The organism is Arthrobacter sp. 9AX (assembly GCF_902506095.1).
Taxonomy (GTDB): Bacteria; Actinomycetota; Actinomycetes; order Actinomycetales; family Micrococcaceae; genus Arthrobacter.
Genome location: NZ_LR733293.1, coordinates 3,890,929 through 3,917,233, shown reverse-complemented (window position 1 = coordinate 3,917,233; position 26,305 = coordinate 3,890,929). Strand labels below are relative to the sequence as shown.

The 26,305-nt window shown below is 65.4% G+C and carries 23 protein-coding genes and 2 riboswitches; of the genes, 10 read left to right on the top strand and 13 right to left on the bottom strand.

Annotated elements, in window-relative coordinates:
• Nucleotides 1–80: 80 nt before the first annotated feature.
• Both BACI348_RS18185 and BACI348_RS18180 read right to left on the bottom strand, forming a co-directional pair.
• Nucleotides 81–2,936, bottom strand: coding sequence for an ATP-binding cassette domain-containing protein (locus BACI348_RS18185; protein ID WP_159828830.1), 2,856 nt, complete (start codon nucleotides 2,934–2,936; stop codon nucleotides 81–83).
• On the bottom strand, nucleotides 2,933–3,493 hold the full coding sequence (locus BACI348_RS18180) for a hypothetical protein (protein WP_159828811.1): 561 nt from the start codon (nucleotides 3,491–3,493) through the stop codon (nucleotides 2,933–2,935). The genes BACI348_RS18185 and BACI348_RS18180 overlap by 4 nt, the downstream gene beginning before the upstream one ends.
• Nucleotides 3,494–3,718: 225 nt before the next feature.
• Between BACI348_RS18180 and BACI348_RS18175 the strand changes: the two genes are divergently transcribed.
• On the top strand, nucleotides 3,719–4,192 hold the full coding sequence (locus BACI348_RS18175) for an SRPBCC family protein (RefSeq protein WP_159828808.1): 474 nt from the start codon (nucleotides 3,719–3,721) through the stop codon (nucleotides 4,190–4,192).
• Nucleotides 4,193–4,300: 108 nt separating this feature from the next.
• On the opposite strand, the gene BACI348_RS18170 is transcribed toward BACI348_RS18175, so the two are convergent.
• The 5 genes from BACI348_RS18170 to tcuA form a co-directional block, all read right to left on the bottom strand.
• Nucleotides 4,301–5,287, bottom strand: a complete 987-nt coding sequence (locus tag BACI348_RS18170; RefSeq protein ID WP_159828805.1) for an aldo/keto reductase — start codon at nucleotides 5,285–5,287, stop codon at nucleotides 4,301–4,303.
• A 135-nt stretch (nucleotides 5,288–5,422) separates the two neighbouring features.
• Nucleotides 5,423–6,196 (bottom strand): matrixin family metalloprotease, encoded by a 774-nt coding sequence (locus BACI348_RS18165; protein ID WP_236557627.1) that lies wholly within the window; start codon nucleotides 6,194–6,196, stop codon nucleotides 5,423–5,425.
• A 267-nt stretch (nucleotides 6,197–6,463) separates the two neighbouring features.
• The gene (locus BACI348_RS18160; RefSeq protein WP_159828802.1) at nucleotides 6,464–7,567 is read right to left on the bottom strand and encodes a type I restriction endonuclease; all 1,104 of its coding nucleotides are present in this window, start codon (nucleotides 7,565–7,567) and stop codon (nucleotides 6,464–6,466) included.
• A gap of 601 nt (nucleotides 7,568–8,168) precedes the next feature.
• A complete protein-coding gene (locus BACI348_RS18155; RefSeq protein ID WP_159828799.1) occupies nucleotides 8,169–8,861 on the bottom strand; it encodes a GntR family transcriptional regulator in 693 nt (230 codons plus the stop codon).
• A gap of 72 nt (nucleotides 8,862–8,933) precedes the next feature.
• Nucleotides 8,934–10,427 carry an FAD-dependent tricarballylate dehydrogenase TcuA gene (gene tcuA, locus BACI348_RS18150; RefSeq protein WP_201298448.1) on the bottom strand — a complete coding sequence of 498 codons (1,494 nt, stop codon included), beginning with the start codon at nucleotides 10,425–10,427 and terminating at the stop codon, nucleotides 8,934–8,936.
• A 233-nt stretch (nucleotides 10,428–10,660) separates the two neighbouring features.
• Between tcuA and BACI348_RS18145 the strand changes: the two genes are divergently transcribed.
• The 3 genes from BACI348_RS18145 to BACI348_RS18135 are packed head-to-tail and all read left to right on the top strand — an operon-like array spanning nucleotide 10,661 to nucleotide 13,793.
• The gene (locus BACI348_RS18145; protein WP_159828796.1) at nucleotides 10,661–11,641 is read left to right on the top strand and encodes a Bug family tripartite tricarboxylate transporter substrate binding protein; all 981 of its coding nucleotides are present in this window, start codon (nucleotides 10,661–10,663) and stop codon (nucleotides 11,639–11,641) included.
• Entirely contained in the window at nucleotides 11,638–12,285 is a 648-nt protein-coding gene (locus tag BACI348_RS18140) for a tripartite tricarboxylate transporter TctB family protein (RefSeq protein ID WP_159828793.1), read from the top strand. Before BACI348_RS18145 ends, BACI348_RS18140 begins: the two co-directional genes overlap by 4 nt.
• Nucleotides 12,285–13,793 (top strand): tripartite tricarboxylate transporter permease, encoded by a 1,509-nt coding sequence (locus BACI348_RS18135; RefSeq protein ID WP_159828790.1) that lies wholly within the window; start codon nucleotides 12,285–12,287, stop codon nucleotides 13,791–13,793. The genes BACI348_RS18140 and BACI348_RS18135 overlap by 1 nt, the downstream gene beginning before the upstream one ends.
• Before the next feature lie 119 nt (nucleotides 13,794–13,912).
• Here BACI348_RS18135 and BACI348_RS18130 read toward each other — a convergent pair whose 3' ends face one another.
• Nucleotides 13,913–15,385, bottom strand: a complete 1,473-nt coding sequence (locus BACI348_RS18130; protein ID WP_236557626.1) for a phospholipase D family protein — start codon at nucleotides 15,383–15,385, stop codon at nucleotides 13,913–13,915.
• A gap of 359 nt (nucleotides 15,386–15,744) precedes the next feature.
• Here BACI348_RS18130 and BACI348_RS18125 point away from each other — a divergent pair, with 359 nt between their 5' ends.
• A complete protein-coding gene (locus tag BACI348_RS18125) occupies nucleotides 15,745–16,179 on the top strand; it encodes a PI-PLC domain-containing protein (protein ID WP_442858511.1) in 435 nt (144 codons plus the stop codon).
• 92 nt (nucleotides 16,180–16,271) lie between these two features.
• On the opposite strand, the gene BACI348_RS18120 is transcribed toward BACI348_RS18125, so the two are convergent.
• The gene (locus tag BACI348_RS18120; protein ID WP_159828784.1) at nucleotides 16,272–16,778 is read right to left on the bottom strand and encodes a GNAT family N-acetyltransferase; all 507 of its coding nucleotides are present in this window, start codon (nucleotides 16,776–16,778) and stop codon (nucleotides 16,272–16,274) included.
• 189 nt (nucleotides 16,779–16,967) lie between these two features.
• Between BACI348_RS18120 and BACI348_RS18115 the strand changes: the two genes are divergently transcribed.
• The gene (locus BACI348_RS18115; RefSeq protein WP_159828781.1) at nucleotides 16,968–17,888 is read left to right on the top strand and encodes a patatin-like phospholipase family protein; all 921 of its coding nucleotides are present in this window, start codon (nucleotides 16,968–16,970) and stop codon (nucleotides 17,886–17,888) included.
• Between the two features lie 166 nt (nucleotides 17,889–18,054).
• On the opposite strand, the gene BACI348_RS18110 is transcribed toward BACI348_RS18115, so the two are convergent.
• On the bottom strand, nucleotides 18,055–18,375 hold the full coding sequence (locus BACI348_RS18110) for a hypothetical protein (protein WP_159828778.1): 321 nt from the start codon (nucleotides 18,373–18,375) through the stop codon (nucleotides 18,055–18,057).
• Between the two features lie 122 nt (nucleotides 18,376–18,497).
• Here BACI348_RS18110 and BACI348_RS18105 point away from each other — a divergent pair, with 122 nt between their 5' ends.
• Nucleotides 18,498–19,223, top strand: a complete 726-nt coding sequence (locus BACI348_RS18105) for a GOLPH3/VPS74 family protein (protein ID WP_159828775.1) — start codon at nucleotides 18,498–18,500, stop codon at nucleotides 19,221–19,223.
• A gap of 160 nt (nucleotides 19,224–19,383) precedes the next feature.
• Nucleotides 19,384–19,767 (top strand): DUF2267 domain-containing protein, encoded by a 384-nt coding sequence (locus BACI348_RS18100; protein ID WP_159828772.1) that lies wholly within the window; start codon nucleotides 19,384–19,386, stop codon nucleotides 19,765–19,767.
• A 99-nt stretch (nucleotides 19,768–19,866) separates the two neighbouring features.
• Here BACI348_RS18100 and BACI348_RS18095 read toward each other — a convergent pair whose 3' ends face one another.
• Both BACI348_RS18095 and BACI348_RS18090 read right to left on the bottom strand, forming a co-directional pair.
• The gene (locus tag BACI348_RS18095) at nucleotides 19,867–20,151 is read right to left on the bottom strand and encodes a DUF427 domain-containing protein (protein WP_159828769.1); all 285 of its coding nucleotides are present in this window, start codon (nucleotides 20,149–20,151) and stop codon (nucleotides 19,867–19,869) included.
• Between the two features lie 167 nt (nucleotides 20,152–20,318).
• A complete protein-coding gene (locus BACI348_RS18090; protein WP_159828765.1) occupies nucleotides 20,319–20,678 on the bottom strand; it encodes a VOC family protein in 360 nt (119 codons plus the stop codon).
• A gap of 47 nt (nucleotides 20,679–20,725) precedes the next feature.
• Between BACI348_RS18090 and BACI348_RS18085 the strand changes: the two genes are divergently transcribed.
• Nucleotides 20,726–21,037: a hypothetical protein gene (locus BACI348_RS18085; RefSeq protein WP_159828762.1), complete on the top strand. Its 312-nt coding sequence runs from the start codon at nucleotides 20,726–20,728 to the stop codon at nucleotides 21,035–21,037.
• A gap of 65 nt (nucleotides 21,038–21,102) precedes the next feature.
• Here the strand turns inward: BACI348_RS18085 and BACI348_RS18080 are convergent, their stop codons facing one another.
• On the bottom strand, nucleotides 21,103–22,977 hold the full coding sequence (locus tag BACI348_RS18080; protein WP_159828760.1) for a Na+/H+ antiporter: 1,875 nt from the start codon (nucleotides 22,975–22,977) through the stop codon (nucleotides 21,103–21,105).
• Nucleotides 22,978–23,188: 211 nt separating this feature from the next.
• Nucleotides 23,189–23,286: riboswitch (glycine riboswitch) on the top strand.
• Nucleotide 23,287: 1 nt separating this feature from the next.
• Nucleotides 23,288–23,391: riboswitch (glycine riboswitch) on the top strand.
• Between the two features lie 52 nt (nucleotides 23,392–23,443).
• Here BACI348_RS18080 and gcvP point away from each other — a divergent pair.
• A complete protein-coding gene (gcvP, locus tag BACI348_RS18075; RefSeq protein WP_159828758.1) occupies nucleotides 23,444–26,305 on the top strand; it encodes an aminomethyl-transferring glycine dehydrogenase in 2,862 nt (953 codons plus the stop codon).

Sequence of the window (26,305 nt, the reverse complement as noted above, 5' to 3'; positions counted from 1 at the left end):
ATTTTGTCCCCCAACGGGAACCCCCTTTGGCCAGGACCGGGCTGTGAACCAGGCGGACCACGCGATGGTGTGGGGCGTTCTCAGACTTCGAGTTGAAGCCGGTCCCTGGCCTGGGCGGAGTGGGCTGTCCCGGTTTGCCCGCCCGCGCTGGAGACCGGCTTCACCCGCCGGAGTGCGGCGAGGATGGCCCTGCCCACCACCGCGATGCCAATGATGGTGGTGATGGCGCGCAGGGTGTCCCAGCCCGCCGTCGACGTCACCAGCGAGTAGAGCAGGAAACTGCTCAGGTTGGTACCCAGCGGCGCGCCCGGCACGTAGGAGATGCCCGTGCCGGCGCCCACCGCAAAGGGCCAGAACCACAGGTTGGTCAGCAGGCCGAACAGGTACGACGCCACGACGCCGTAGCCGCACAGCATCCACAGTTCGGCCTTGCCCCGGACCCGGCGGGGGAGCAGGCCGGCGCCCGCGCCCACCCACGCGCAGGCAAAAATCTGGAACGGCGTCCACGGCCCTATGCCGCCCCACAAGGCACTGGACACGGCGATGGTCCCGGCCCCGAGCAGCAGACCGAAGCGGGCACCGAACGCGCGCCCGGCCAGGATCAGCAGGATAAAGACTGCTTCGACGCCCCCGACGCCGGTGCTCGCCACCCGCACCGCGGAACCTACCGCAGCCAGGACACCGAGCAGTGCCACCGTGTGTGCCGAGCTCACCGATCCGTCCAGGGACACCACGATGGCCACCACGGCAACGGGTGCGATAGCCAGCGCCGCGTAGGGGAGTGCCGCGGCGGCATCCTGCGGGAGGGCGGCGGCGAGCAGCGGCCAGCAGAAGGCGCCGAGGGCCAGGATGTTCGCGGTTGCGAGGACGGCGAGTTCCACACCGCGGGGCATCCGAAGGCGGTGTTTTCTTTCCGGCCCGTGGGCGTCGAATGGTTGGTCGGTGAATCCCGGTGCCGCGACGCGAGGTGCTGTGGCGGGCTGTGCAGGGACGACGTCAGCCTTGCTGGCTTCCGTCTCGAAAGAGGGCGCGACGCCGTTACTCATCGGCAGGATCCGGGCGCCGAGGCCGTGGGCAAAAGTGCGGTCGTGCGTGGCGATCAGGACTGCCGCGCCGGCGTCCGCAGCGGCCCGGAGTGCCGCGGAGACTGCCCTGCGTGCGGCAGGATCGAGGCCGCGCGTGGGCTCATCGATGAGGAGCACCTGTGGATCGTCCATGGTCTGCAGCGCGATTGCGAGGATCCTGCGCTCTCCTGCGGAAAGGTCCCGGGGATGCTCGGTCCCGATGGGAATCGCGTCTCCCCGAAGACGGGCCAGGTGTGACGCCGCCGAACCGGGCGCAGGCGTTGCGCCCTTTCGGCGGGCCTGGCGCCGCTCGGCGGCGCGGAGTTCACCCGCGACGGTGTCGCGGGTGAAGAGGTCGTCCGAGGCATCCGGCACCAGGGCGACCCGGCCGCGGCCGTCCGTGCCGCCGTCGTACGTTCTGAGGCTTCCCGTCCCCTCACCGCTGCCCTCGCCCAACGCAAGCGCCACCAATAGGGATGACTTCCCGGCCCCGTTCGGACCCACCAGGGCCACCACCTCGCCGCGGTGCAGGGTGAGGGTCGCGTCGCGCACGAGCGGCTGGCCCTTGCGGTGCACGGCGATGTTTGCCGCCTCCAGCACGAGTGGGACGTCCACTGGTTCTGCCGGCGGTTCGGGGATCTTGACCGGGGCAGAAGGGGAGGGCGCGCTGCCCGGCACCAGGGCACCGTCGCTGATGGTCCACCAGGAACCGGCTATCGGGACGAGCGCTTCCGCACGGTGCTCGGCAACGATGACGCAGACTCCGGAATCGCGGGCCAGGGCATCCAGTACAGCGATAACGCGTGCGCGGGCCGCGGTGTCGAGGTCGGCCAGCGGCTCGTCCGCCAGGAGCAGGGCAGGATGGTCCACCACCGCGGCGGCAATGGCGACGAGCGTGGCCTCACCGGCGGAGAGGGTGCTGAGGTTCCGGTCCAGCAACGCGGTCACGCCAATCCGGTCGGCGACCGCCAGTACGCGCGCCTTAATGGCGGCGGAGGGCAGGCCGCGCAGCTCAAGGGCGAGGGAGATCTCGTCCTGGACGCGCATGCTGGCGAAGGCGGCCCGGGGATTCTGCAGGACGACGCCGACGTGGCGGGCGGTGACGCGCGGCGGGGTGGCCGCCCGGTCCGCTCCGGCGACGCGCACGGTGCCGGAGAGTTCGCCGCCGTCAACGTGCGAGAGCAGGCCGGCAATACCGCGCAGGACAGTTGATTTGCCGGAGCCTGTTGGCCCGGTGATGACCGTGATGGTTCCGCTGGACGGCGTGAACCCCGCGACGCGGACGGCCGCGTCACCGATCCTGAATTGTGCGCCCCGGATGAGGACTGGAGCTTCGGGATGTTGGCCGGGCTGCTGTGAGGCCCGGCTCCCGAAGCCGCGCAGCTCCAAGGCGGCGGCAACGCGGCTGGCGTGTTCAAGGGTGCGTTCGAGCACGGGCACCAGGGCGCGGGGGCCAACCTTTTCGCCCCGCAAACGGAACGCCAGGCGGACGGAGGTGACGGCGTCGGCCAGTGCCGGCAGTGCCGCCCATGCCACCACGAGCATCCGGGCTATGCCCTGCAGAGGTCCTCGACGGGCCAGGTGCACAAAGCCGCGGCCAACGTCCACCCAAGCGTTGAGCAAGCCGAACGCGATGAACAGTCCGGCAAGCGGCAGGGCGGACAGGACCGCCGCCCACAGCCCGGGCCCGGTGACCGGACCGAGGAAGACCACGTGGGCGTACGGTGCCGGGAGCCGCATGGCCGGGAGGTCGAGCAGGATGGGCGAGCCGATGCCCGCCCCGTTGAAAAGGACGCGGTAGACGACCCGCGCCGCGACGAACACGACGGCGAGAGCAATGCCGGCGCGCAGCGGCGCGGGTCGAAAGGTCATGCCTTGGGAGCGGCCGGTTCGCCGTCAACGGTGTAGAGCAGTTCCAGGCTCTCTCCGGGCTTCACCTGAAGGGTGGCGAGGCCTTCCTGGGCGTAGGCCCAGTCACCGGAGGCCGGCTTGGTCCAGAGGGACCAGTAGGCGAAGGCGGCGGGCATGCCGGCGCATTCTTCCTTGTAGGTGCCGCCCTTGTGCTTGATCTCGAAGTCTGCGGCGGGAACGCCGTTCACGCGGCACACCAGTTCATTGGGGTACTGGGTGGTGCCCACGGTCTTCACGTCGGCTTCTTCGAGGACCTTGGAAGCGGCAGTCGGGGCGTCCACAGGAACGCACACGGACTTGTCGGCGGCAGCCTGCTTCAGGGCGCCGGAATCGACGATGACCTTCACACCGGTGCACGGACCGTCGGAAGCGCTGGGGGAGGCAGCAGCGGAGGAGGACGCCGGCGTGGAGGCAGTGGGCTGGGTGGTGGCCGGCGCGGAACACGCGGCGAGGCTGAACAGGAGACCGGCGGCGGCGAGGGAGCTCGGGGCGGCGGTGCGGATCTTAGTCAAAGTCACCTGTCAAGAGTAGGGCGTTGCCCATCTTCAGCGGGATGCCGTCGGCTTGTGTGACGTTAGAGCGGCCGCTGTGGTGGGGCGCCGGCGCCGACGTCCTGGCAATTCCTAGGGTCTGGACCCCGGCAGCGGGCGGATTTATCGTGAAAAGGTGGCGGCTGCCTGACCGGCAGGATGGCCAGTGCTGCCGGTCCGCTGTTGCGGCCGTCCGTCACGAGGAGGAAGCAGATGGAACACGTTGAAGAGACAGTTGAAGTTGCTGTCCCGGTGCGGACCGCGTACAACCAGTGGACCCAGTTCGAATCCTTTCCGCAGTTCATGTCCGGGGTGGAATCCGTAACCCAGCTGACCGATACCACCAACCACTGGGTGACCAAGGTGGGTGGCGTCCAGCGCGAATTCGATACTGAGATTGTTGACCAGGAGCCGGACGACCGGATCGCCTGGCGCAGCACCGACGGCAAGTCCCATGCCGGCATCGTCAGGTTTACGCCGCTCGATGCCAGCCACACGAAGGTCAAGGTCCACTTCGAATGGGCGCCCGAAACCGTCACTGAAAAAGCAGGCGCGGCACTGAAGATCGACGAGATGCAGGTAAAAGCCGACATGCGGAAGTTCAAGGACTTCATCGAATCGCGCGGCACCGAAACCGGCGGCTGGCGCGGCGAAGTCCAGGACAGCGGCCCCACCGGGCAGTTCTAGACGTGCCGGCATCCGCTGGGAGGCGACAGCTGACAAACGGAAAGCGGACGACGGCGGGACCTCCCGCCGTCGTCCGCTTTCTGTTTGAAGACTAAACAGTCAGGCAGGTCATCGCCCCACGAGACCCATATGCAGATCGTTGTAGCGGTTTCCCTGCACGCCGATCCGGGCGGCGACAGCGTTGAGGTCAGCCACTTCGTCGGCGGACAATGCAACAGCGGTGGCGGCTGCGTTCTCCTCGAGGCGCTCGCGCCGGCGGGTCCCGGGGATCGGCACAATCCACGGCTGCTGCGCCAGCAACCACGCCAGCGCGATCTGGCCGGGCGTGGCGTTTTTGGCGGCGGCCAGTTCCGCGACGTGCTCCACCAGCGCGTGGTTAGCGGCACGGTTCTCGGGTGAAAAACGCGGGATGGTGCCGCGGACGTCACCCTCGGAGAATTGAGTCGCCGTGTCCACCGCTCCGGTGAGGAAGCCCTTGCCGAGCGGGCTGAAGGGCACAAATCCGATCCCCAGTTCCGCCAGCGTTGGCAGCACTTCAGGCTCCGGGTCCCGTGTCCACAGCGAGTATTCACTCTGGACGGCTGTCACCGGAAAGACAGCATGTGCGGCGCGGATGGTCGCGGCCGAGGCTTCCGACAACCCGAAGTGGCGGACCTTGCCGGCCTGGACCAGCTCGCCCACGGCGCCGGCCACCTCTTCGATCGGCACATTGGGGTCCACGCGGTGCTGGTAGAAGAGGTCGAGCGTATCGACGCACAGCCGGCGCAGCGACTCCTCTGCGACGCGTTTGATCCGCTCGGGCGAACTGTCGAGCCCCACTGACTTGCCGTTCTCGATCCGCCACCCGAACTTGGTGGCGATGACCACCTGGTCCCGGACAGGCGCGAGTGCTTCGCCGACGAGTTCCTCGTTGACGAACGGGCCGTACACCTCGGCGGTGTCGAAGAAGTTGACTCCGACCTCCACAGCGTCGCGGAGCACACCGATCATGGCGTGGCGGTCCCCGGGGTTGGGGCCGTAACTCTGCGACATGCCCATGCAGCCAAGGCCGATGGCTGAAACCTGCAGACCCTGCCCAAGTGTTCGTGTATGCATCATGTCTCCCTTGCCGTTGATCGTCCTGCCGACGCCGATGTGCCGGGTCTTCCTCCAGTCAACGCCTTTCCGGACGCCTCAGGGAGTCCCTGCTGAAACGGGTACTGGCAGAGCCTCTTTGGCGCTGGCCGTCCTTCATAAACGCGGGACGCACTTGCCGGTTCCCAGCAGCGCAAGCCCAGCACGGTCGCCGTCGCCGAAGTCCAGTTTCCCGCTGTTCTCTTCATACATCAGCTGCGTGGGATCGTTCACGTGGTCCAAACCGAGAACGTGCGCCAATTCATGCATAATGATGGCCCGAACCAAAGCGTGACCATTCGGGAAGGCCATTGTTTCTGTCAGACCCGGCGCGTCGAGCTGTACCTGGCCAGTGACATACACATAAGGCTCACCCGGAACCTTGATCGAGGCGCTGCCGCCCGTTCCTGCAATTCTTCCCGCCAGGTCAGGTACCTCTTCCGGTGTGGACCACGAAATCAGGACCGGTGACCATTTTTTGCCGTAGAGATCAGGCTGGTAAGCCTCTCGATCCTCCGCAGGCGCTTCGGCCGTGATCCCGTCATACACGAATTGCAGTCCGGAAGCAGCGGAAACGGCGGACACTGCCTCCTGTATTAGCTGGTCCGTGCCGGGTGGCGCCAGATCCGGCCGGACGACGTAATGGATGGGACGGCACGGGTCGTAGGCCACAAACGGCTGGTCCGCGTCGGGTGACTCCTGCAGGACATACGCCGTAGAGCCGTTGTTGGCAGGAGGGACACCAAGCGGAGACGTACCGGCTTCAAAACCGGGCGGCGGGACATCAGAGCCGGGCAAGTGGGGCAGTGCCTGCGGCAAGATGTACCGATCGAACAGTGGCGGCGTGAAATAGAGTCCGACGACGAGCCCGAGGCCCAGAACCGTGGCCACCCCTGATCTCCACTTACGGGTGCGCCGTGCCTTGGTCGTCCGGAAGCCAGGCCTCTTTCCGGCAATTTGTGTGGGCGCCGCCCGCCAGGGCTCGGGATTCTCAAGCTTGCCGAGCGCCTCGTCAATCGCCCACTGGGGGATACGACCGCTCGGCGAACGCCTCACGCCTGGAATGTCGTGGCCATTGGCAGGCAGACGCGAAGAGTCCCTTTTACCAAAGCCCGATATCACCGGCGCCCCCTGTGCGGGTTTGTTCGTCGGATTCGATCACGACTGGGGCTGCAGGTAGCTCTTGACGCTCGCGCGCAGCGCTTCGGTGTGTTCGTAGATCTCCTCCAACGAGCCGATTGGTACGCGGGTTTCTTCCTTGTTCTCGTCGAAGATCCCAATGTACTTCTGCGTCCGGTTGAAGTGCAGGCGCGCAATCGGCTTGCGGTTGTTGTCGTCCAGTAGAACTGCGAAGTATGACTTGGCGTCGCGTTGCACTACACGGGCTGGCTTAACCTCGCTGCACACTATGGCCCGCACGATCTGGTAGCCCTCGATTTCTTCCAAGGTTGTCTCCAAGCCATCAGCCTCGGCAAGGTCTGCTTCGGCGACGGGAGCGCTGGTGACGCTTGCAGCCACGGCGGTTTCTTCGTTCTGCGGGAAGCCGGGTGCGCCGAGCGCTTTCTTCAGCCGTTCGTTGACCTGATCATTCAGGAACTGCTTTGACGCCTTGGACACCAGGGCGGTGAACTGTTCCCGCACCTTTTGCGTGTAGGGGCCCGGGTAAACGCGCCCGGTCAGGAACTTGACCCATTCATCCTCAGGCTGCTTGAACTGCACGGCCAGAGTCCTCTTCAGTTCACCGATATATTTCAGTTCGCCTGCTGCGCTGATTATTGAATCAAGGTCGAAGACGTCCTTGGACAGTTTTTGCAGTTCCGGGATCAGTGATTGGTCGATGTCGTTCAGATCGAGCACGAGGAAAGGCTTCGCATCCATCCGGTTGGGCGCATCCAGGTCCGTGAAAAACTGGTAGACCTCACCGTTGGTGAGAATTGAAATTCGAGCGTTGGTCACGGCAAAGTACCTGAAAAGCTGGGACGCGTGCTCAATTTTTACGGGCTCCGTCGATTTCTTGCACTCGATCAGGATCTGGACTTCGCCGTCCTTGACGATCGCATAGTCGATCTTCTCGCCTTTCTTGAGCCCCACGTCGGCAATGAACTCGGGTACGACTTCCAAGGGGTTGAAAACGTCATAACCGAGAATTGTGGAGATGAACGGCATCACGAATGCGTTCTTCGTTGCCTCTTCTGTTTGGATCACATCCCGCTGCTGGCGCACCTTTGCTGCCAAAGCGGAAAGCTTTTCTGCGAACTCCATCTGTCCCCTATAAGACTGTCGGTTGCTGCCACAGCAGGGCAGCATTTAACCAAGCTGATGAAGCAATAAAATACATGGCACCACCTCAATTGGGCTATAAGCCCTTCCTAAAATCACGGCATGTCGATTTCCGGCGCCATTGGATTGGTCGTTTTTGGAATCGCTTTTGGAGCACTCACCTTCATTACCGTCCGAAAGGCAGAAGGACAGCGAATGGAAGCTACGGGCGGTCGCTGAGGAACCAGACACGCACGCAGTCTTGGTTCCTTCCGGTTCACCCGCCCCATGCCTTCAAAGATCATCAAAATGACGACGGCGGCAGCGGTCCTGGCGCTCGGCCTCCTTGCGTCGCAATCCCCTCAGTAAGAAGGCAACAAAGCAAAGCGTACGACGGCGGGAGGTCCCGCCGTCGTACGCTTCCTTTTGTATGGAGGAGGTGGGGAGGCCTTTCGGCCACCCCGCCTCCCTCGCGCCGGCCTTGTCCTGCGCCCGACTTTCGGGTTGCTGTTGCGAAGGCATGCAGGATTAGGGCCCACGCATGCCGGAACGGATCCGGCGGTCGGGGAAATAGTTGTGCCGTCGACGGCTTCTGCGCTGGTGGCTACCGCTGGGAACGGTGGCTTGTCAGCGGATGCTGCAGGGCTGTCTCCCGGAGAAGCTGCAGACGCAGGGCACGCGCCGTTTCCATGTGCTTTCTGGCAATTTTGCCGGCGGCGTCGCTGTCCTGCTGTTCGATGGCTCGTATCAGGGCTTCGTGTTCGTCAAGGGATTCCGTCCAGCGGTTTCCGGTAGACAGTGTGGACCGCGGCGCGTGGATCAGGTGCGTGGACAGGCGGTCCAGCAGGTCCTGAAGAACCCCATTGTGGGCGGAGCTCCAGACGGCGGCATGGAACTCCAGGTTTGTGGTGATCCTGGTGTGGTCATCAGGATCCTCAAGCTGCCGGTCTCGCTGGAGCAGGGCCTCAAGCCTCATGAGGTCCGGGAACTGGCGGGACTTGGCTGCTTGACGGGCCGCTTCCTCTTCAAGAAGTATCCGCATGTCATAGATCTGAATGACTTGTTGGGGGTCTACCTGCGGAACCTGCAGCCCCCTGGCCACCCGTTCAAGGAGACGCTCCTGCTGGAGGCGGGACAGCGCCTCCCGGACCGGGGTCCGGGAGACTCCGAAGCGTTCGGCAAGTGATGTTTCACGAATGGCTGTGCCGGGCTGGTGGACTCCGGACAGGATCTCGCCCCGCAATGCCAGGAAGATGCTCTCGCCATCCGCTCGTGGGGTTGATGCTGTATCCGTCACTTGACTGGTCCTTGAAGAATATGGGCTGTGCTTCGTACTCGTAGCGCAGGGGCGGCGGGTTCGAAGCAAACTTTACGCCAGGGTTCCTGCCCGCCGGCCGAAGACGCATCCGGCAGCAAGTCCGCTGCCTCCCGGATAGTTGGCGCTGAACAGGCCGCCGAGCATTTCGCCTGCCACGTACAGGCCCTGGATGTGCTTACCCTGGCCGTCGAGAACCCTGCCATGCGTGTCTGATTTGATGCCGCCGAACGTGAAGGTGATTCCGCAGGTGACACCGTAGGCGTAGAAGGGCCCGGTTTCGATGGGTGCTGCCCAGTTGCTCTTCACCGGCTGTGTGGCGGCAGAGCGCCCGTCTTTGATATTGGGATCGAAAGCGATGCTGCGGTCGATTGAGTTGTTGAAGTCCGTGACAGTCTTTGACAGCTTTTCGGGATCGACGCCTATCTTGGCTGCCAGTTCTTCCAGCGTGCCGGCCACTTCCTCTGATATGCCGGGCATGTCGTACTCTTCGGTGCGCAGCATGGGGCGAAGGGTTGCGTCAAAAATCTGGTAGGCCACGGATCCGGGCTGCTTCAGGATCTCCTTGCCATACTTCGCGTACGTATAGTTCCGGAAGTCGGCCCCTTCATCCAGGAACCGTTCACCGTTGGTATTGACGATGATTCCAAACGGGTAGCTCTGGCGGGTCAACCGGTTGGTAAGTTCGCGGTTGCTCTCGTTCGTGGCGGTAAAGGCGTCCCACTGAACACTGTGGCACGTTCCCCAGTCGCCTCCCCGTGCTGCGCCGATCTTAAGGGCGGCGGCGATCATGTCGCCCGTGTTGTTCGGTGTGCCCCTGACCTTGGCGTTTTCCCAGCCTTCGCCCAGATGTTCCCTGCGCAGCTGAGGATCGGATTCGAAACCTCCTGCCGTGAGGATGACGGATTCGGCGCGCAATGACAGTTCCCCCGAGGGCGAATCGGTGACGATGCCAACCACGCGCCCGTCCTCAACGATGAGGCCTTTTGCTGCATGGCTGTACCGGACATCGATGCCCAGCTCTGCGGCTACCCGGGTGTGGTCCTCCATCAAGCCTTCGCCTCCGCCGACGTTGCCGACGTGGAGTCCGCCCCAGAACAGGTACGAGCCATCAGGACGTTCGAAGGCCTGGCGCTCGTACATGAGGCGGTACTTCAGGCCCAGGCTGTTGAGCCAACGCAGCGTGGGCTGGGATTCCTCCACCAGAACCTTCGTCAGTTCCGGGTCGTTCCGGCCTTCCGTGACCTTGGCAAGGTCGGCGGCGTATTCCTCGGCTGAGTAGGGCGGAACTTCAGTGCGGCCGTGCCGCTCGTCAGGTTCCACCCAGTCCACTAGATCAGAGAGGCCACTGTGGGCGATGCGTGTGGCGCCGGCGGTGTAGAAGCTGTTGCCGCCAGCCAAGTCTTCACTGCCCTTTTCAAGCAGCACCACTTTGCGTCCGCGGACCGCGGCTGCGTGTGCTGCGGTGAATCCTGCGTTCCCGCCGCCAACCACTACTACGTCAACAGCCTCCATGCCTTGAGGCGCCGACCCATTTCCGTTAGACATTTTTAGTCCCTCCGTTGCTGTTGCACTCGACTGTATACAAGCGTATCCAATGTACGCAAGAGGCGTTTTAGGTGAAGCGGCTTGCGGGTGAGGACCATCACAGATATAAATGTATTTCATTGTGTACAAAGGTATCCGTGCGCATGCCGCGCCTGTTTCCCCTACTGCGCCTCAACCTTGGCCCGGCAAGTTACTTTCGCACCGCCCAACAACGTCGTTACGGAACGAGAAATATGAAGAATCCCCTACGCAATGCCCTGTTCGGCCTGGTCGTGGCAGTCGTGGCTGCGCTTGCATTCGTGAACGCCGGCACTGCCGGTGGAACGAGTACCGCACGAAATAAGCTCACCCTGATTGCCCCGGCGGCACCTGGTGGCGGCTGGGACGGTTTCGCCCGTGAAGGGCAGCAGGCCCTGAAGAGCGACGGCGTCGTCAACAACCCGCAGGTGGTCAACGTCCCAGGAGCCGGCGGAACAATCGGTCTGAGCCAGTTCGTACAAACCCCCGGACGCGAAGACGCACTCCTGGTGACCGGTGGAGTGATGGTGGGGGCCATTGAACTGGGCGACAACCCGGAGTCGATGGCCGACGTTGTTCCCATTGCCCGCATGGCCGATGACTACGCGTCCCTGGTGGTTCCGGCCGACTCGCAGTTCCAGACGCTGAATGACTTCCTGGATGCCTGGAAAAAAGACCCGGGAGGAACCTCGATCGGAGGCGGTTCCCTGGGCTCCATCGACCACCTTCTCAGCGCCATGGTGGCTAAGACGGTCGGGATTGATCCGAGGGACGTTAACTACATCGCCTATTCCGGAGGCGGCGAGGCGCTGACCTCCCTGCTGTCCCACACTACTGCCGCCGGGATGTCCGGCTACAACGAGGTCAGGGACCAGATCGAAGCGGGAACCCTGCGGGCACTTGCCATTTCGTCGCCGGAGCGGCTGGAAGGCGTTGACGTTCCCACCTTCAAAGAACAGGGCGTCGACGCGGCAATGTCCAACTGGCGCGGTTTCGTTGCCGCACCCGGAACAACCGAAGAGGCGAAGGCGGAATTCATCAAGATCATCACCGAGATGCGAAGCACCAATCACTGGCAGGAAGCCCTGAAACGCAACAGTTGGACGGACACATTTTCCACCGGTGAGGAATTCGAGCAGTTCATCACCAAAGAAGTTGCAACGGCCCAAGAAATCGTAAAGGACCTCGGCCTATGAGCATCACCCAGCACCAACCCGACGCAGGATCCACCACGGGGCCCCACGGCAAACCGAAGCCCAGTTTCAGAACCGGCCGCAGCGAATTGGTTGTCGTAGCCCTGCTCTACGCAGTTGCCATCTTCCTCACCATCGGCACAGCCACAATGAACGTGCAGGGCAAATCTGCCCCGGGGCCGCAGTTCTTCCCCATCCTGGTGTGCATCGTCCTGTACCTGGCCGCGACGCTGCTGGCCATCCACATCCTTCGCACACCGAACGTCCCGGACAACACCATCCACCCCGGGCATGGCCAGTTCTCCGCTGACATGTTGCACGATCTCGGCCACCTGGGGAAGGAAGAAGGCGCCGCGTACGAAGACGCGCCAGCCCAAACCCCCGGCAAGACATGGAAGACCTATTCCGATTGGCGCACCGTCGGCCTGCTGGTTGGAGGCGTGGTGGCCTTTGTCCTGCTGCTGGAACCGCTGGGCTGGATCATCAGCGCCGCAGCGCTGTTCTGCCTCGTCGCCTACGCCCTCGGCAGCCGCCGCCCGATCTTCGATGCCGGTGTCGGCCTGCTCTTTTCATCCATCATCCAACTGGCCTTCGGCGCCGCCCTGGGCCTCAACCTGCCCTCCGGCCTGGTAGGGGGAATCCTCTAATGGAACAACTCGAACTCCTTATGGGCGGCTTCGCCAACGCCCTGACACCCATGAACCTCCTCTGGGTGCTGATCGGCGCCCTCCTTGGCACTGCGGTCGGCGTCGTCCCCGGGCTGGGCTCCGCCATGGCAGTCGCTCTGCTGCTGCCCATCACCTTTTCACTCGAGCCCACTGCAGCCTTCATCATGTTCGCCGGCATCTACTTCGGTGGGCTCTTCGGCGACTCCACCTCCGGGATCCTGCTCAACACTCCAGGCCACTCCTCCGCCATTGCGTCCACGTTCGAGGGCCACCGCATGGCCAAGAGCGGACAGGCCGCCAAGGCTCTGGCCACCTGCGCAATCGGCGCATTCATCGGAGGGCTGATCGCCACAACCCTCGTGGTGTTTTTCGCGCCAACCCTGGTCAAGATGGCCACGGTCTTCGGCCCGGCCGAGTACTTCGCCTTGGCAGTATTCGCCTTCCTGGCCATCTCCGCCGTCGTGTCCGAATCCGTGATCCGCGGCATCGCAGCCCTCGGCATCGGCCTCGCCCTGGCCCTCGTGGGCATTGACGGCCCGAGTGGCACCGCACGTTTCACCCTGGGTGCCCCCCAGCTCTTCGACGGGATCTCCGTCATCGTCATCACCGTCGGGCTCCTGGCCCTCGGCGAGGTCTTTCATATCGCCTCCCGCATCCACCGGGACCCTGTAGTCACCCGTATCCACACCAAGGGTCGTGCCCGCTTGGGCCTGGCCGATTTCAGGAAGGCACTGCCCGCATGGTTGCGCGGCACCGCGTTCGGCGTTCCGTTCGGGCTGATCCCTGCCGGCGGCGCCGAAGTGCCCACCTTCCTGGCGTACGGCACCGAAAAGCAGTTGGCCAAACGCAGGAACGATCCGGAGTTCGGTACCACCGGCTCAATCCGCGGCCTGGCCGCGCCGGAAGCGGCCGCGAACGCCACCGCCGGCACTGCCATGGGAGCGCTGCTTGCCTTGGGGCTGCCGGTATCAGCCACAGCCGCCATCATGCTTGCGGCGTTCCAGCAGTACGGAATGCAGCCAGGGCCCCTGCTCTTCGAACGGAGCGGTGACTTGGTCTGGGCCCTGTTGGCTTCATTGTTCATCGGCCTTGTGATCCTGGTGATGATCAATATTCCGTTCGCCTCGGTCTGGGCCAAGCTGTTGAGCATCCCCAAGCATTACCTGTACGCCGGCATCACGGTCTTCTCCATGCTCGGCGTCTACGCGGTCAGCTCCGCAGTTCTCGACCTGTGGCTGCTCATCGCCATCGGCCTCGTCGGATTCCTGATGCGCCGCTACAACGTCCCCCTGGCACCCGTACTGATTGCGGTAATTCTCGGGCCCATGGCAGAAACCGAACTCCGCCGTGCCCTCGCAGTCTCCGAAGGGGATCTGGGCATCCTGGTGGACAGCCCCATCACCATAACGCTCTACCTGGTCCTGGCCGCCGCCCTCGCCCTCAGCGCCGTGCAGCACCTGCGGCACCGGGCCGGCCGCAAGGCCTAATCACCCAAGCAAAAGAAAAGCGGGACGACGGCGGGAGGTCCCGCCGTCGTCCGCTTCCTTTTGAGGAGGGGGCAGGCAGGGACGTCAGCCTTATTGCCTCCCTCTTGCCTTGTCCTTGCCTAGAACTCGGTGGTGCCGCGCATCTTGCGGGGGCGGCCGTCCGGGTCCACCAGAAGGCGGTTGACCGGGTTCGCCCAGAGCCGCTGGAGCCGCGGCACCGGTTGCGGATTGTGCTGCCGCACTTGTCCCCTCGGGCGGTCCGGGCTCCCTCCGGTTTTGTGCCACTGGTCCAGGGCGCCGGCGGTGGCCTTCCACAGGCCGAGCCCGGCTGCCGGATCGTTGAGCTGGGGATCCGTCTGGTCCAGGCCCAGGTGTTCGGCCCAGAGCTGGAGCCGGAGTGAGTGGGCCAGCGAGCGGGAAGCATCAGTACCCGCACTGGTGTCGAAGACCGCGCAGGTAAGCTCGCTGTCCGTGGTCCAGGACCGGCGGTTGAAGTTGTCCGACCCGATGGTGAACCAGGTGTCATCGATGATGCAGATCTTGGCGTGCACATAGATCGGAGTCCCGGCCTTGTTCTCCAAATTGAAGACGCCGAACCGGTCCGGGGCAACGCGCCGCATCCTTTCGATGGCGCGCAGCTGCCCCACCCGCTTGGGCGGCCCTCCGAGCGGACCGTCCGAGTCCGGGTAGCGGGGCACGACGGCGATGACGTTCAACTCCCGGTTCTGTTCGAGGGCCGCAGCGATTCCGTCGGCCACCTCCGAGGACCACAGGTACTGGTCCTCGATATAGATCAGCGAGCGGGCCTGGCCGAAGGCCTTGGTGTAGGCCCGGGCAACGCTCCGCTCACCGCCCGGCGCGAACGGGAACGGCGGGTGCTTCACACCGTAGGTGCGCAGCAGCTGCACGGCATGGGGGCCGGCCGGTGGCGGTGGCGGCGCCGTCTCCGGCAGGGGTTGGGGGTGCCGGGGCATATCGGCCAGGCGCTGCAGCAGCATCCGGTACGGTGTGCGGCGGTCCAGGGGATGGGGGTCATTCCACCGTTCCGCGAACAACTCCAGCACATCCGCCACCACCGGGCCGCGCAGTTCCAGTGCGGCATCGTGCCACGGGGGCTGTTTCCCGTACCGGGGATCCATGTCCACCGCCTGCGGATCTCCCGCATGGTCGGCGTCGTCCCGGCGGCCGTGCGAGAGGTCGATTCCGCCCACGAACGCCACGTCCCGCGAGGGGTCGTCACGGCGGCGGATGACCACCAGCTTCTGGTGATGGCAACCGAAGAGGCGCACCCGCTGATCCAACAGCACCTCACCACCGGCATCATTGATCTGGCGGCTCAGGAGTTCATTGGACCGGTTGCTCATCGGGGCCGAGATCCGCTCGCCATGGGATCTCCAGATCAGGCCGCGCACCTCTACGCCGGCCCGGGCCAGCCGGGCCAGCAGCTCACCGATCGTGGGTCCGTCCGCCGTGAGCCGCTCGTCGCCGTCGCCACGCCAGTCGGTGAACCATACACGGTCACCCGGTTGCAGTGCCGACAGCTCTTCCTGCAGCCGCGCGAAGTAGGTTGCGCCATGAACCAGAGGCCGCACGAGATTTCCCTCCGACCAGGCCGGCGATTCCTCGCCCCCCGCGTGCACGCTGGTGGCGGCATGCCCCCGCTCAGCACCACTCAAGAACCAGTAACCGGCACTACTGTCCACTCGATGTCCCCTTCGAGGCCCGAGGCCGTCCTCATTGTCCGGCCTCCTTAGTAGCCTACGACCATGGCGCAATGTCGGGTTTGAATCATCGCTGCGCCGTGGTCCGCTTTGTGTGTAAGGGGTTCACCTACAGTAAACCCCCACGCTCTCTACCGTTCTCCCTCGGCCAGCAGTCTTTTCACGCACCCCTTCTGCCCCGGCACACCCCACAGCCGGGCAGGCATCCCCGAGGTACCAGGAGTACTCCCGTGTTCGTGAAAAGCACCCTCGCCGCCGTCGCCGCCGTCGCCGCCGTCGCCGTCCTCGCCTCCCTGGCCGGGACAGCCATAGCCCCCGCCCAAGCCCAGGCCGAGGCATCCAAACCTGCGCCCGTCGTCGTCGGCCAACCCCTTGCCGGCACCGACGCCCACAACGACTATGAGCACGACCGCCCGCTGTTTGACGCCCTGGAGCATGGCTTCACCAGCGTCGAGGCGGACGTCTGGCTGGTGGACGGCGAACTGCGCGTGGCCCACGACCTCGCGGACGCCAAGCAAGGCGTCACCCTCGAAAGCCTCTACCTCGACCCGCTCCAGGTGGACGGCTCCAACGACGCCACCAACTACGTCCGGTTCACCGTTGCCGGGAACGGCGCCCAGGGCGGCGACATCCTGAGCTGGGAGAAAGTCCCCTTCAGCTCATAGGCACCAAAGAAGAGCGGACGACGGCGGGTGCGCACCCGCCGTCGTCCGCTTTCCTCATCAGGTCCGGGTCACTTCCGGCCCCCTATCGGCGATTATTGGGCCGGAAGTAACCCCGCGTGGTTCGCCTGGAGGCGCAGTTCCATAAACACGCTGTTGGGGTCCAGGACGTAGCCGGCGAACGGCGGGCATTCCGTGAAGCCGTGGCGCGCGTACAGGCGGCGTGCCGGAGCGAAGTAGTCCTCCGTGCCGGTCTCGAGGTAGACGCGCTCGAGGTTCCGGGCGCGGGCGTCGGCGAGGATATGCCGGAGCATCAGGGTGGCCACGCCACGTCCGCGTGCGCTTGCCGTGGTGCGCATGGACTTGATCTCGCCGTGCACGGGGGACCCGGCCGGGGAGTCCAGCAGCTTGAGCGCGCCGCAGCCCAGCAGGCCGCCGTCCTCACGTGCCGTCCAGAACGTGATCGACGGGACGGACAGCGCTGAGTGGTCCAGGGCGTGGACGCTTTCGGCGGGGGAAGTGGCGAACATGTCTGCCAGGTGTTCGCTCAGGAGCTGATGGACATCGCTGCGTGCGGGATCGTCCCGGTCAATGGAAATCATCCCTTCAAATTTACCGGTTGCAGACGTCTGAACGCGTGTGCGAGTATTCGGTACATCGTGACATTTGAGCAGGAGGTGAGACCCATGAACGCAGTATCCGTAATGGGCGCTCCCCTGCAGCCCACGATCGTGCGGCTGACCTAGCCGCCGCCGGGAGCGTCATCAGGCAATTCGCGAAAGGCGACTCCCATGAACACCACACCCTATTCAACTCCGCACGTCCCTTCGACGGCGGCTTCCGGCCGTGCCCTGGTTCTCGGCGGCGGCGGTTCCACAGGCAACGCCTGGCTGATCGGTGTCCTCGCCGGCATGTCCGACGCCGGGCTGGACGTGACCGGCGCTGAACTGATCATCGGGACATCTGCCGGATCCACTGCCGCCGCACAGATAGCCGCTGCGGCCCCCGCCGATCTGCTCGCCGCCATCCTCGACGCCGCTCCGGCGCCCCAGGCGCCGCCGGCAGGATCCGGCGGCGGACCGGCTTCGGTCCGGCCGGTGACTGACCATCTGGAACGGACGGGCAGGATCATTGCCGAATCTCAGGATGCGGCGGACATGCGCCGCAGGATGGGCGCCGCGGCACTTGACCTGGTCTCGGCGTACGACCCTTCCGAGCGGTGGCGCGCCACCGTCGCCGCGCGTTTCTCCGGCCATGACTGGCCGCAGCACCGGCTGCTCATCACCGCAGTCGATGCCCACACCGGTGAACCGGCGGTGTTCGACAGCCGCAGCGGCGTGGACCTGGTGGACGCCGTCGCCGCAAGCTGCGCCAGTGGCTTCGCCTACGGGATCGGATACAAGCGCTACATCGACGGCGGCTACCGGCGCAATGAAAATGCCGACCTCGCAGCCGGATACCGGCGGGTGCTGGTTCTCTCGCCGTTCGGCGGCAGGACACGGACGCCGTTGGACTGGGGCATGCAGCTCGCAACGCAGGTAGACGAGCTGCGCGCCGCCGGCAGCCACGTCGAGACGGTCTTCCCGGACAGCGGCTCCGAGCACATGTTCGGCGCCAACGCGATGGACCTGTCGCTCCGTCCGCCCGCCGCCCGGGCCGGCTTCAACCAGGGCAAAGCCCTTGCCGGGAAACTCACCGGATTCTGGTGCTGACCCTGCCGCGGCCTACTGGCCCGGCAGCCCGGTGAGAAGGACGACGGCGGTGCGTGCCGCCGTCGTCCGCCCACCTTTTGTCCGGGCTGCTACAGCCGCGCCAGGAAGTCCTCGGGCTGCCAACCGCAGGGTGCAGCCTGGAGCCGAACGTCCCTTCAGTTAGTGGCTAAGAGCTGAGGTTCCAGTGCGCTTTGATGGCTTCGGCGATGGGGCCTGCGGCGACGTCCACCTGGAAAGCAACTGGCGCGGTCCCCGTCTCCTCAATGACGGCATCGCGGTACACGCGGCCGCAGCGCGGGCACAGCGTGTAGAGGTCCTCGTCCTCAGGCCAGGGCGCCAGACCCGCCGGGACCGGGGAATCTCCGCCTGCAATGGGGACCCCACGGGAGTTGGCCTGGATCAGTCCATCCTGGCTGACCGTGTTGCCGCAGATGCAGGTGATGGTGGTGACATCGTGGCCGGTCACGCTGGCGGTTTCAGGGCCCATGATGGCCTCCCGGGATGCTGAAAAGACGGACCTGCTGGTATCAGCTTAAGCCTGCGGACAAAGTGAAAAGCAGGGTACTCCGGGCAATTGCCGCCGCCGTCCAGCGGGCGCACCATATTGCTATGAACGCGGAAATACCGACGCCACCGGAGCTGAGCCTTCCCCAGGCTTTCCTGCTGCTGGCCACCAATGACATAAGCGGCAAAGCCGAGGTCCCTGTGTTCGCGCTCAGGACCACCGTGGCGGGGGCAACCCTGGCTGAGCTGAACTTGCTCGGGGCCATTGAGCTGCGGGGCAAGTACGTCAGACCCACCGACAGCGTCCCCGAGACGCACCTCCAACGCGAGCTGGAGCTGATCCGCGGCAAGTCCCGGCCGCACACTCCCAAGTGGTGGGTGTCCGCGCTGGAGGGCCGCGTCCAGGTGCTCCGCGTGTATGAGGGCCTCGTGTCGCTCGGCATCGTGGAGCACGTGGGTGAAAAGCACCTGGGCCGCTTCCGTGCCGTGCGCTACCCGGAAAAGGACCACGCCCCTGAGGCGGCTCTGCTGCAGAGGATCCTGGCCACGCTCGTCGACTCGCCGGAGCCGGAGGTCCCGGAACCCACGGCAACCGAGGGGCCGGCTGATGCTGCGACGCCTCCTGCCGCCAAGCACGATCCCAAGAAGCTGGACGCCCGCGTACTTGCCCTGATCGCCCTGCTGGAGTCGGCCGGCATGTTCGGGAAGATCTTCCCGGACGCAGACAGGGTTTGGGCCGACGAACTGGCCAAGGACTACTGGCCTGCCCGTGCGGTTGAGGACGAACTTCGCTTAATCAGGCTGGCAGAGGAGGAAGCAGCGACCCTGTGATTCTCCATCCTGCCGGTAACTGCATGCGGGCTGAATACGCGTCCGTCCGTCACCTGGACAGCGGCACCCCGCGGGCGGAGAATTGGACGAGCGCAGCCCCACGTCCGGCGCCACTCTAAGCGCCCTCCAGACAACCGCCTTCCACCCTGAGGGGACAGCCATGCAATTCGACCAATTCGTCGACCTCGTTGCGAAACGGGCCAATGTACCGCCCAGCCGCGCCCAGACCCTTACCTATGACACCCTGAGGACTCTGGCGGAGAGGATCAGCGGCGGCGAGGCCCGCGACCTCGCCGCCCAATTGCCGGCAGAACTAAAACCGATGCTGTCCGAATTGGTGGAGGAGAACGCGGAAGACTTCGATGTGGATGAGTTCGTCCGCCGTCTTGCCGAACGGGCGGGGGTGAACGAGGAAGCCGCTCGCGAGGCGGCCCGGGCGGTGATGGTGACGTTACGCGAGGCGGTGTCGCCCGGTGAGTGGGACGAGATCACATCCCAACTGTCCGCGGACTACAACGAATTGGTTGGCCCGGCCGCCACCTGAGCAGTCGCGCCCAACCGGCCAAATCGTCTTTCCCGGAAAACCAGTCAGATGCCGGTTACCCCGGAGGAGGGTTCTGCCGTCATCCGCTGCTCCCTGGTCTTAGGCCTCGATGGTGACCCCGCGCCAGAAAGCGATCCGGTCCTGAATTTCCTTTGCCCGCGGCTTTGTCTCCGGGTAGTACCAGGCGGCGTCCATATTCAGCTTGCCGTCTACTTCGAGCGTGTGATAGCTGGCCTTGCCTTTCCACGGGCAGATGGAAGAGAGGTCGCTGTCCCTGAGGTAGCCGGCGTTGACGGCGTCGCGCGGAAAGTAATGGTTACCCTCCACCACCACGGTGTCCGTGGATTCTGCGATGACTTTTCCGTTCCAGATAGCCCTGACCATGAGGTTCCGTTCTGTTGGGTGCCGCTGCACTCGAAGTGCGGGTCGTAGGGATGCCAACGGCCTGGCGGGCCCAGATGTTCCCGGGCTGGTCAACACCGGTTAGGGCAGTGTCACCGCACGACATCAGGCTTCATGAAGTGTGCCTGGCGGCGGGCTCCGCCGCTTTGTCAGCCGGCGCTTTTGTCGATGACGCAGAACAGGTTGCCGTCCGGGTCGGCGAGGACAATGAAGTCCGGGTCCTCCGGGTACAGGTCCCAGTCCACGCGCCGGGCGCCGAGGGACACCAGCCGCTCCACCTCAGCGTTCTGGTCATCCGCATAGAGGTCCAGGTGGATCCGCGGGCGGTCCTGTACAGGCGTCTCACTCAGCATGAGTGACAGCAGCGCCCCGGGACCCGACGCCGGTGCAAGGGTTGCCCAGGTCCCGTCGCCAGGTTCGCGGGGGACATAGCCGAGGGCGGCGTGCCAGAACTCGGTGGCGCGGGCGACGTCGTTGACGCCGAGGACGGTGGTGCCGATGGTCAACATCCGGCAAGCCTAAACCCGTCCATGCAGGCCCGGCTAGAATCGCCTGCATGGGGGACAACAACACGCCTGATGAACGCCAACCGCGCAAACGCGCCACAGTCCGTGCCGCCGTCGTGCCCCTACTGGGTTTGGCCGTGGTGCTGGTTGGCTGCATTGTTGCGTGGAACAGCAACGCCACTGAAAGCTTCGGCTGGTTCGCCTACGCGCCGCTGAGCAACCAGGTCTTCAGCGGAACCGGGACGGCCTTCGTTTCGCAGGGAACCCGGATCGGCCTGGCAATCGCCGTCGTGGGCCTGCTGCTGCTGGCGTTTTGGGCAGGTTACAGAACCGGCAGAAACAGCAGTCCCAACAACCCGTAGCGGACGTTACGCCACAACAATCCAGTACTGCGTTCCGCCGCCGTTTCCGTCACCTCAGGGGTGCCTCACCCCAGCAGGTCGTCCCGGTAGCACCAGCGCCAGTCCTCGCCCGGCTCGATGCTCCGCATCACAGGGTGCCCTGTCGACGCGAAGTGCCGGGACGCATGGGTGGCGGGTGAGGAATCGCAACACCCAACGTTCCCGCAGGCCAGGCACATGCGCAGGTGGACCGGCGTCGTGCCTTCCCGCAGGCAGTCCTCGCAGAAGGCGCCCGCGGGCGCCTCCCGGGGCCGGGCCGACTCCAGGTGCCCGCAAACGCCGCCCGGCCGCGCGATGCCTTCGCCGCCGCCCTCGCCGGCCGTGTCCACCTCGTCCAGCGCCACGTCCAGCATGGATTCCTCAACATCCAGCCGCTCCAGGACATCGCTGAGGACCTCCTGCGCGTACTCGCCGCCGCGCCGCAGCTCCAGCACTTTGGCCCGTTCGGCCTCCAGCATGGCAAGCCGCAGCTGGGCGTAGCGCGCACTGGGCGTCGATGTCTCTGCAGACGGCCGGCCCAGCCGTTCCCACGCCGCCAGGCCCCGCTCCTGGGTGCGGCGCTTCAGCATGGCCAGGACCTCGGGCGGATCGTTCTCAGTGCCCAGCTCCTGCAGCCGCGCCACTCCGGCGGCCGTGGCAACCTGCATCAGCGACGCCTTGTTCAAGGCATCCTCGCGCTGGTCCGGGCCTTGCACCCGCAGCGCCCGGACCAGCGCCGGGAGGGTAAAGCCCTGCAGCGTCAGGGTGCCGCCCACCACCACCAGAGCGGCGAGGATCAGCACTGAACGGTGTTCCAGGTCCTCGGGCAGCACCAGCACCGCGGCCAGGGTGACCACGCCGCGCATCCCGGCCCAGGACACAATGGCCGGGAATTGCCACGGCGGTGGCGGATCGTTGCGCCGCACCGCCGGAATTAACCGGGGCAGGTATGTGACCGGGAAAACCCACACCGGCCGGAGGATCAGCACCGCCAGCAGGATCACCACGCAGCCGATCCAGATCCGGCCGGCACCCAACGAATCGTCCTGGACGCCGTCCACGATGCTGCGCACCTGCAGCCCGATCAGCAGGAACACCGCGTTCTCGAGCAGGAACTGCACCGTGTTCCAGTTGCTGCGCTGACTCAGCCGGGCGGCACCGTTGGGCATCGACGGCGCCTTGGTGCCCATGATGAGCCCGGTAACCACGACGGCGAGGACACCCGACGCGTGGATTGCCTCCGCCGGCAGGTACGCCACCAGGGGTGCCACCAGTGAGGTGGAGGTGTTGATGGGGACGTTGCGGATCCGCTTGCGTAGTTCGGTCAGCACGTAGGCGGCCGCGATGCCCACCGCCAGTCCGCCGCCCACCGCGAGCAGGAAGTCGCCGACGATTGCGGCAACGGATACTGTTCCCGAAATCGCGGCGATGGCTGCCCGGAGGCAGATCAGCGCCGTCGCATCGTTGACCAGGGATTCGCCCTCCAGGATGGTGACGATCCGCCGCGGCATCCCCACCTTCCGGGCGATGGAGGTGGCGGCGACGGCGTCGGGCGGCGCCACCACCGCGCCGAGCGCGATCGCGGCGGCCAGCGGGATCTCCGGGAACAGCCACCACACCACATAGCCCACGGTGATGGTGCCGAAAATGACGTAGCCCACCGAGAGCAGGCCGATGGAGCGGCGGTTGGAGCTGAAATCGAACAGCGAGGTCCGCAGCGCCGCGGCGTACAGCAGCGGCGGCAGCAGTCCCACCAGGACGAGCTCGGGGTTCAGCTCAATCTCCGGGACGAACGGGAGGAAGGAGCCCACCACCCCGGCCAGCACCAGCAGCAGCGGCACCGAAATGTTGAGTTTCCGTCCCAGCGCACTGCCGGCGCAGACCACCGCAACGAGAACCAGAAGTCCCAGGGCGATCTCCATGGGGCCATTCTCTCAGGCGCCCTGTCCTCGGGCACGGGATCCTCGGACAGGCTGGGGTTTTTCCGCTGGAGCCGCGCGGCACCTTGGCGGGACGGACGACGGCGGCACGTCCCGGCGTCGTCCGCTTGCCTTGTTCGGACGCATAATTTTGCGTTCAGCAACTCTACAAGGTAAGGTGTGAGCCGTGTCACCCACCAGTGGCACGTGCTTATGATCTGCGGCGGGAGAGTCCTGCCGGTACGTTCTGCAGGCGCCGTAGGAGCAAATCCTCCCCAGGAATCTCTCAGGCCCACGTACCGCCGCGGCAAGGCAACTCTGGAAAGCAGTCCGGGCACCCGGGCTCACCGACGGTGCAAGTGGCGTCCTGGCATCAGGGCAACGCAAAACTCTCAGGTCCAATACAGAGCGGGGAGGAACCCGAATCAACGTGGTGCTTCGGCATCACCTGAATTATGGAGTTCCTCTTATGACGGTTCAATCGTCCCCCACCACCTTCGCAGACCGCCATATCGGCGCGCGCCGCCAGTCCGACATTGACACCATGCTCAAGGCCGTCGGCTACGACACCCTTGATGGCCTCGTGGACAGCGCGGTGCCGGATTCCATCCGCCAGGACAAGCCCCTCACCCTCGAGAGCGCCCTCAGCGAAGTCCAGGTCCTTGCCGAGCTCCGCAAGCTCGCCGCCAAAAACAAGACCGCGGTCCAGATGATCGGCCAAGGCTACTACGACACTGTGACCCCGCCGGTGATCCGCCGCAACATCCTCGAAGCCCCCGCCTGGTACACCGCCTACACCCCCTACCAGCCTGAGATTTCCCAGGGCCGGCTTGAGGCGCTGCTGAACTTCCAGACGATGGTGCAGGACCTCACAGCGCTCCCGGTGGCCAACGCGTCCCTGCTCGACGAAGCCACGGCTGCCGCCGAGGCCGTGCTCCTGATGCGCCGCGCCAACAAGAACAAGAGTGCCAAGGACGGCAAGACGGTCCTCGACGCCGACCTGCTCCCGCAGACCATCGCCATCGTGCTGGGCCGCGCCGAAGCCCTCGGCTTCGAGGTGGAAATTGCCGACCTCACGGCCGGCCTGCCCGAGGGCGACATCAACGGCCTGGTCCTGCAGCAGCCCGGCGTTTCCGGCCGCGTCTGGGACCAGTCCGCCGTCATCGCCGAGGCCAAGGACCGCGGTGCACTGGTCACCGTCGCCGCCGACCTCCTGGCCCTGACCCTCATCACGCCTCCGGGCGAGCAGGGCGCTGACATCGCCGTCGGCTCCACCCAGCGCTTTGGCGTGCCGTTGTTCTTTGGGGGACCGCACGCCGCCTACATGGCCGTCCGCGAAGGCATGGAGCGCACGCTTCCCGGCCGCATCGTGGGCGTCTCCAAGGACAACGCCGGTGTTCCCGCCTACCGCCTGGCCCTGCAGACCCGCGAGCAGCACATCCGGCGCGAGAAGGCCACCTCCAACATCTGCACAGCGCAGGCCCTGCTGGCCATCGTCTCCTCCTTCTACGCCGTTTACCACGGCCCCGACGGCTTGAAGGCGATCGCCGAAACCGTCCACAACAACGCCCGCGCCCTGGCCGCCACGCTTCGGGTGGCAGGCCGCGAACTGGTCAGCGACACCTTCTTCGACACCATCACGGTCCGCGTGCCCGGGAAGGCCCACAAGGTCATCACGGCCGCCGAAGCCCGTGGCATCAACCTGCGCCTCATCGACGCGGACACAGTTGGCGTGTCCGTCGATGAAACCACGACGCCGGAGGTCCTCTCCGCGGTTGTTGTCGCCTTCGGCGCCGGTCCCGTGGTGGAGGGGGCCGGTTTCGAGCTGCCGGAGCCGGTGCTGCGCACCTCCACCTACCTGCAGCACCCGGTGTTCAACACCCACCGCTCCGAAACCCAGCTGCTGCGCTACATCCGCCGCCTCTCCGACCGGGACCTGGCGCTGGACCGCACCATGATCCCGCTGGGCTCCTGCACCATGAAGCTGAACGCCACGGCAGAGATGGAGGCCATCTCCTGGCCCGAGTTCGCCTCGATCCACCCGTTCGCCCCGGATTCCCAGACTGCCGGTTGGCGTGAACTGATTTCCGGACTGGAAGCCGACCTCGCCGAGATCACCGGGTACGACCAGGTGTCCATCCAGCCCAACGCCGGTTCGCAGGGCGAGCTCGCCGGCCTGCTGGCCATCCGCGGCTACCACCACTCCCGGGGCGAGGCGCAGCGCAACGTCTGCCTGATCCCGGCGTCCGCCCACGGCACCAACGCGGCGTCCGCTGTCCTCGCCGGCATGAAGGTTGTTGTTGTGGCTACCGCTGCCGACGGCACCATTGACCACGCGGACCTGCAGGCCAAGATCGAGGCCCACAAGGATGTCCTCTCCGCGATCATGATCACCTACCCGTCCACTCATGGTGTGTACGACGCCGACGTCCGCGAAGTCTGCGATGCCATCCACGCAGCCGGCGGCCAGGTGTACGTTGACGGCGCCAACCTGAACGCCCTCGTCGGCCTGGCGCAGCCGGGCAAGTTCGGCGGCGACGTCTCGCACCTGAACCTGCACAAGACGTTCTGCATCCCGCACGGCGGCGGCGGGCCCGGCGTGGGCCCGGTCGCTGCCAAGGCACACCTGGCGCCGTTTATGCCGGGCGACGCCAACAACGCTTCTTCCGAAAACGCTGAGGCCGGCCACGGCGTCGCGATTTCCGCTTCCCGTTTCGGTTCCGCCGGTGTACTGCCAATTTCCTGGGCATACGTAAAGCTCATGGGCGGGCAGGGCCTGACCGAGGCCACCAAGTCCGCGCTGCTCGCCGCGAACTACGTTGCCGCCCGCTTGGACGAGCACTTCCCGGTCCTGTACACGGGCACAAGCGGCCTGGTGGCGCACGAGTGCATCCTGGACCTGCGCGACCTGACGGCCAAGACCGGCGTCACCGCGGAGGACGTGGCCAAGCGCCTGATCGACTTCGGCTTCCACGCCCCCACGCTGTCGTTCCCGGTGGCAGGCACCCTGATGGTGGAACCCACCGAGTCCGAGGACCTCGCGGAGATCGACCGCTTCATCGAAGCCATGATCACCATCCGCAATGAAATCGACCAGGTGGCCGCCGGCGACTTCACCGTAGAGCAGTCCCCGCTGCGCAACGCACCCCACACGGCTGCCGCCACCATCTCTTCCGACTGGAACCGCTCCTACCCGCGCGAGCAGGCCGTCTTCCCGGTGGCCTCGCTGCGGCAGGACAAGTACTTCCCGCCCGTGGGCCGCATCGACGGAGCGGCAGGAGACCGCAACCTGGTCTGCTCCTGCCCGCCGCTTTCCGAATTTGAGAACTAA